The sequence below is a fragment of the Pirellulales bacterium genome (genome assembly GCA_035533075.1).
Lineage (GTDB): Bacteria > Planctomycetota > Planctomycetia > Pirellulales > JAICIG01 > DASSFG01.
The window spans coordinates 1-5,972 of sequence record DATLUO010000156.1; the positions used below are offsets into that span (position 1 = coordinate 1).

Annotated in this window: 6 protein-coding genes; 4 read left to right on the forward strand and 2 right to left on the reverse strand. The window is 63.7% G+C overall.

The genetic code is table 11. The features are described 5' to 3' along the window. The first annotated feature begins 148 nt into the window (after positions 1-148). The 3 genes from VNH11_19715 (at position 149) to VNH11_19725 (ending at position 2,988) form a co-directional block, all read left to right on the forward strand. Entirely contained in the window at positions 149-2,065 is a 1,917-nt protein-coding gene (locus VNH11_19715; protein ID HVA48603.1) for an Nramp family divalent metal transporter, read from the forward strand. Positions 2,066-2,173: 108 nt separating this feature from the next. Beyond that, positions 2,174-2,383 carry a hypothetical protein gene (locus VNH11_19720; protein ID HVA48604.1) on the forward strand — a complete coding sequence of 70 codons (210 nt, stop codon included), beginning with the start codon at positions 2,174-2,176 and terminating at the stop codon, positions 2,381-2,383. Positions 2,384-2,400: 17 nt separating this feature from the next. Continuing rightward, a complete protein-coding gene (locus tag VNH11_19725) occupies positions 2,401-2,988 on the forward strand; it encodes a DJ-1/PfpI family protein (GenBank protein HVA48605.1) in 588 nt (195 codons plus the stop codon). Positions 2,989-3,067: 79 nt separating this feature from the next. Here VNH11_19725 and VNH11_19730 read toward each other — a convergent pair whose 3' ends face one another. Then, positions 3,068-3,238 (reverse strand): DUF1328 domain-containing protein, encoded by a 171-nt coding sequence (locus VNH11_19730; GenBank protein ID HVA48606.1) that lies wholly within the window; start codon positions 3,236-3,238, stop codon positions 3,068-3,070. 100 nt (positions 3,239-3,338) lie between these two features. Continuing rightward, entirely contained in the window at positions 3,339-3,863 is a 525-nt protein-coding gene (locus VNH11_19735; GenBank protein HVA48607.1) for a hypothetical protein, read from the reverse strand. Between the two features lie 279 nt (positions 3,864-4,142). Here VNH11_19735 and VNH11_19740 point away from each other — a divergent pair, with 279 nt between their 5' ends. Continuing rightward, the gene (locus VNH11_19740; protein HVA48608.1) at positions 4,143-5,489 is read left to right on the forward strand and encodes a phosphatidylserine/phosphatidylglycerophosphate/cardiolipin synthase family protein; all 1,347 of its coding nucleotides are present in this window, start codon (positions 4,143-4,145) and stop codon (positions 5,487-5,489) included. Positions 5,490-5,972: the final 483 nt, after the last annotated feature.

Below are 5,972 nucleotides of genomic sequence, written 5' to 3' on the forward strand. Positions count from 1 at the left end.
ACCCTGAACCCTGAACCCTGAACCCTGAACCCTTCGACGGTGGGCCGGCGCTCGCAAGCTCGCTGGTCCCACCCTACACCCTTGTTAAAGCCACATCGTGACGAGCAAGACACCATTACCGGCTGCATCCGAAGCAGGTCACTGCGGCATGCTCGCCCCGTGGCAGACGGGCGAGCTCGCTCCGCCTCCGCCCGGCGGCTGGCAGACCTGGAAGGCGATGCTCGGCCCCGGAGTGCTGTTGGCGGGGGCGTCGGTCGGGTCGGGCGAATGGCTTTCCGGCCCGGCCGTCAGCGCTCAATACGGCGGCACGCTGCTGTGGGTGGCCACGCTCAGCATCGTGGCCCAGGTGTTCTGCAACCTGGAGATGATGCGCTATACGCTCTACTGCGGCGAGCCGATCGTGGTCGGCTTTTTTCGCACCTTTCCCGGTCCCCGCCTGTGGACCTTCCTGTATCTGCTGCTCGATTTCGCCGCCGTCTGGCCCTTCAACGCCTCGAACGCCGCCGTGCCGCTGGCCGCCGCCATGCTGGGACACTTGCCCGGCAGCGGAAGCACGTCGCTGGTGGGCATCACGCTGAGCGAAGACCAGTTGGTCAAGGCGTTCGGCTACCTGATTTTTCTCTCGGCCTTTCTGCCGCTCATCTTCGGCGGCACGATCTACCGCATGCTGGAGCGCGTGATGGCCATCAAGCTTGTGATCGTGCTCGGCTATTTGATCTTCGCGGTGGCGCTCACCGTCTCGCCGCAGAGCATGCGCGAAGTCGGCGTCGGCCTGATCGACTTCGGCAACGTGCCGATCCGGGCAGACACCATCGTCTGCGGCCGGCACTTCAACGTCCGCAACGTCGACGGCCCGACGAGCTATCGCGTGAAGGGAACGATCGAGCACGGTCGGCCCCTGGTGACCGAATTCGTCGTCGAGCGCGACGGCCGGCGAACGGTGTATAAGCTGGGGGACGAACTGCCCGACGAGCTGCGTCCGATTCGCGAGGCCCTGGTCGAACGAGCGGTGGAACTGGTTCACCTCGGCGGCTTTTATGTGGAAACCCGCCAAGGCCAGACGACGTTGTCCGTGCAGGGCACGCTCGGCGGCGACCGCGCCTGGAAGCCGGCCCGCTTCGTCGTTGAGGATCCCACGGCGACCGTGTATTCGCGACTCGACGACGTGCCGCAACCGTGGTCGGGCAAGTTCGCGGAGTTGATCCGGCAGCAAGGTCTGGAACGGGTCGGGCTGGCGTCTTACGTTCGCCGGCACGGGCAACTTCCGCCGCTCGATTGGGCGATGATCGCGACGTTGGCGGCCATCGCCGGGGCGGGCGGAATGACGAACACGCTCTTTTCCAACTACACCCGCGACAAAGGTTGGGGCATGGGCGCCCACGTGGGGGCCATTCCCAGCGCCATCGGCGGCCGGCAGATTACGCTCTCGCACGTGGGCATGGTGTTTCAGCTCGGCGAACAGAGCTTGCGGCGGTGGCGCGGCTGGTTCCGTCATATCCTGCGCGACCAGCTTGCCATCTGGATGCTGGCCTCGTTCATCGGCATGGCGTTGCCCTGCATGTTGTCGCTGGAATTCATCCGCCATGCTCCGGTGAGCGGCGACCGCGTGGCGGCGATGGTGGCCGAAGGCATGGCCGACCGTTATCCCTCGTACCGGCACCTCCTGTGGCCGCTGACGCTGTCCGTCGGCTTTTTGATTCTGGCGCCGGGGCAGATTGTGTCGGGCGATCAGTTGGCCCGGCGCTGGACCGACATCATTTGGACATCGAGTTCGTGGGCCAGGCGGATGCGCGAAGACCGGGTCAAATACGTCTATTATTCCATTCTGGCGTTATATGGTGTATGGGGGCTGGCGGCCATGACGATGTTCGACCCGCTGCAGATTCTGAAAGCGGCGGGCGTATTGATGAACGTCTCGCTGGGCATCGCCAGTTGGCACACGCTGTATGCCAACCTGACGCTGCTGCCTCCCGGTTTGCGTCCCAACTGGCTGATGCGGGTGGGCGTCTTCTTTTGCGGCGCGTTCTTCTTGACCGTCAGCGCCATCGTGGTGGCGTCGCTCTAGGCCACACTTGAATCACCGACCGACAACCTAAGTCGGCGTGTTCAGCATTGTGTTCGCCGGGTCCGGCCCATAGAATTCGGCAACGGGGGGGTGACACGAGTGTAACCGATGACGGATTCGGAATCGACCACGAGCCTGGAAGCGCGTTGCCGGGAAGTTCTGCAGATGTGGCTGCGCTGGAATGAAGCCTCGCAGCAAGTCACAGAGCTGATGTTTCGCGAGCGCGAGAACCCCGAAAAACTCCGCGAAATGCTCGACGATCTCGATCGACAACGGCTGGAAGCCGTTACCGCCAGTCGGCAACTCCTTGATTCCTGACGGGAACTGGTCCAGCGATGCCCAATCGAACCAAACGAATCCTGCTGCTCGCGGGCGACTTCGTCGAAGATTATGAAATCATGGTGCCGTATCAGATGTTGCTGCTCGTCGGCCATCAGGTCGACGCGGTATGCCCCGGCAAGAAAGCCGGCGACCTGGTGCCCACGGCCATACATGACTTCGAAGGCGACCAGACCTATAGCGAGAAGCGCGGCCACAACTTTCGTTTGAACGCCGACTTCGCCGCGGTGAAGCCGGAAAGCTACGATGGTTTGGTCTTGCCCGGTGGACGCGCACCCGAATACCTGCGACTCAATCCGCGGGTGATCGAAATCGTGCGTCACTTCGCCAACGCCCGAAAGCCGATCGCGGCGATTTGCCACGCGGCCCAACTTCTGGCGGCGGCCGGCGTGTTGAAAGGCCGCACCTGCACCGCTTATCCCGCGATCAAGCCCGACGTGTTGGCCTGCGGCGGCTCCTGGGCCGAGCCGAACGCCGCCCTCGACAGCGCTCATGTCGACGGCAACCTGGTGACGGCCCCCGCCTGGCCCGCCCACCCGGCGTGGATGCGGGCATTCTTGGACGTGCTCGGTACGCCTTTGTAGCGAGGAATCGCGGACCTTCCCCCGCGGACTTCTCGGTCCGCGGGCGAAGGCGCCCGTCTAACGCGGTAGATTGGCGGCGTCACGGCAGCGGCCGTCGCAACCCGCCCGCCAACAGACTGACGATGAACAGCACCAGGAAAATAAAGAACAGAATCTTCGCGATGCCGTAAGCGGTGCCGGCGATGCCCACGAAGCCCATGAAACCGGCCACCAAAGCGACGATCAGGAATACCAATGCCCAGTACAACATGGCTCTCTCCTCAACGGTTGCAGTTTGTTTTCCGAGTAGGGCGGCCCTGCCCGGCCACCAACTCACGCGACGTAACGATTTGCACTTGTCGTGCCAGGCGCTAACCTTCCGGCAGCGAGATCGGCTCGGCGCCGCATTCGCATAGGATTTGTTCCGCACGCGCGAGTCGCTGCCGCTGGGCTTCAGTATGATCTTCGGCGGCGACGAGGATCTTGCCCGCACTGACGGCCTGATCGTAATAATCGGCCAGTTCTCGCTCGACGCCGCGTGTCATCATGGCGCCCATCAGACCGCCGACGACGCCGCCGGCCCAGGCCGCCAACCCGCCCGCGGCCAGCAGGCCCAGACCCGCGGTCGTGACTGCGCCGGCCAGCACCGTCAGTCCGCCGAGGGCCGCGCCGATGGCGCCGCCCACGGCCACCGCCGATGCGGTGTGCGAGCCGGCAGGCTCTTCGTGTTCGAATGCGTGAAAGTGCTCTTCCTTGGTTTGGTCGGAACAGATCACCGAGATTTGGTCGGGTGTGAATCCGGCCTTCAAGAGATTGTCGACGGCGCAATCGGCCGCCCGAATCGTCGAAAACACGCCGACACGAATCGGACGTTCCAGTGTGGAAGCGTTTTCCATGAGGCTCTACTCCTTGAATCAGTTGACCCTACAACGGACGTGCAGTTGTCGTGCCGCTGTGACGACTTTGCGGTACACCGCACTTCTGCGGCCTGATGGGAACAAACCGGTTCTTCCGGCACTCAGCCGCGGCGCTGGGTGGCCTTGCCGCGAAAGCCGAAACAACCACGAGAGCGGACGACTCCTCCATGTCGCGCGGTCGGAAGTGCGGCGTTCGCGGTGGCTGGGGCAGAGCCTAAGCGATGCCCCGGTCAAAACAGCCTGCGGCGAGTATCTTGAATGCGGTTTGTTCGTCGAGCGATCGGTGGTTTGCTCCTGGCGATTTCCTGCGCGGCCACGGTCCGAGCGCAAGAAAACACCTTCCGCTTGCTGCACACCGACCTGGAAGCGGCGCAAGTCCGCGCCGAGTTGATCCGTTCGGCGACCACGTCCATCGACACGTCGTATTACTGGATCGGCGACGACCGCATCGGCGCCTGGTTCGTTTCATTGCTGAAAGACGCGGCCCTGCGCGGAGCGCGCGTGCGGCTGGTGGTCGATGCCGCTCACAACGACGTGCCGGCCCAAGTGCAGCGGCACCTGGTCGCCTGCGGCATCCACATCAAAGAGTTCCATCCCCACTTCACCGGACACCCCTCATGGTACAACCGACGGATGCACGACAAAACGCTGATCGTCGACGGTCGGCGCCTGGTCGTTGGCGGCCGCAACATGCGCGAGTCGCATTTCGGTCTGGCGCGGCTCAACTACGTCGACCGCGACGCCTATCTTGAGGGCGAAGTCGCCCGGCAGGCCCGTCGCTACTTCGAGTGTCTGTGGCTCTGCGATGAAGTGCGCCCGACCGACTTTCGTCCAACCGTGGCCCAACGTGCCCGGCAGCAACGTAGCGAGTTGACCGGCGAAACATCGCCGGTCACCCGCGGCAGCGTCTGCCCCCAAGAGTGGCTGGCGTCGGGCTGCGGTTTGACGATTTGTGGTCAGCCGGTCGACTGCGCGGCGGTCTCTGCGGCGGACTGCGCGCGTCCGGCGACTTGTGTGACGTTCGTCTACGATCCCTGCGGCCGTAAGGGGCATCCTTGCGGCATCAGCCAGCAACTGCTGCAGTTGCTCGCCAGTGCCCGCGGCAGCATCGTGTTGGAAACGCCGTACTTCGTGATGTCGGCCGAGCAGAAGCAAGTGTTGGCCGCCGCCGCCGCGCGTGGCGTCCGCGTGACGGTCTTGACCAATTCCTTGGCGAGCACCGATCACACGACGGTGACCGCCGAGTTCCACAATCAAAAGCACTGGCTGCTGGAGCGAGGAGTCGAAATCTGGGAGCTGGCCGGTCCGAATCATCTGCACGCCAAGTCGGCCGCGGTCGACGGCACGGCCGCTTTCGTCGGCTCCTACAACTTCGACCCGCGTTCGCAGTCGCTCAACACCGAGACGGGCGTGATCGTCCGCGACGCCAACGTGGCCGCCTGGCTGCTCGACTCGATTGCCGAACATGGGTCGCGTTCGTATCTGTTTGGGCCGGACGGGCGGGCCGTAGCCGACGGCTCGCGGCAGCCCGGCGCGCCCTTGGGCCGTGTTCTCGGCATGCAGCCCTTGCGGCTTTTGGCCCCGCTGGTGCGGCGGTCGTTGTAGGGCGTCCTCAATAAGTTGTCAAAGATCCGCGGCGACGCTTGAGCGTCGCGCTGCCCAACCCGTCACGAGCTGCGGCGGACCGCCGCTCTCGTGCTCTCCTCTTCGCCCGACGGCCTGTTTTTCAGCGGCCGAACGGCCGCCGGTCCGGCGGACTTTCCGCCGGCGAATTACCCTTGCGGAAAAACAATTAGCGTTGTCAAAAACAAAACCCGCGTTCGGTTTGCCCTGCCTGCAACCCCTTGGCCTGCTGGGCTTTGCGCCGACGTCCTGGGGCGGCTCATTTTCGCGCCGCAACCATAAATCTAGGGGGGTATGGGTGATTTGGGTTTTCGATTTTAGATCGGCGGTCGCCATCGCTCATTTTTCTGTCGGGTAATCTTTCTGTCGTTCTGGTCGTTCTACCGCGGGCTGGCTTGGCATTCCCCTTGTTCCACTTGTTCTACTTCCTGGCTGGCTTGGGATGTTTCAGCGAGTCAGTTGTTG

What these genes read in the sequence shown, in the direction of transcription:
- VNH11_19715 (HVA48603.1), top strand. Translation starts at nt 149, where the DNA reads ATGCTCGCCCCGTGGCAGACGGGCGAGCTCGCTCCGCCTCCGCCCGGC.
- VNH11_19720 (HVA48604.1), top strand. Translation starts at nt 2,174, where the DNA reads ATGACGGATTCGGAATCGACCACGAGCCTGGAAGCGCGTTGCCGGGAA.
- VNH11_19725 (HVA48605.1), top strand. Translation starts at nt 2,401, where the DNA reads ATGCCCAATCGAACCAAACGAATCCTGCTGCTCGCGGGCGACTTCGTC.
- VNH11_19730 (HVA48606.1), bottom strand. Translation starts at nt 3,238, where the DNA reads ATGTTGTACTGGGCATTGGTATTCCTGATCGTCGCTTTGGTGGCCGGT.
- VNH11_19735 (HVA48607.1), bottom strand. Translation starts at nt 3,863, where the DNA reads ATGGAAAACGCTTCCACACTGGAACGTCCGATTCGTGTCGGCGTGTTT.
- VNH11_19740 (HVA48608.1), top strand. Translation starts at nt 4,143, where the DNA reads ATGCGGTTTGTTCGTCGAGCGATCGGTGGTTTGCTCCTGGCGATTTCC.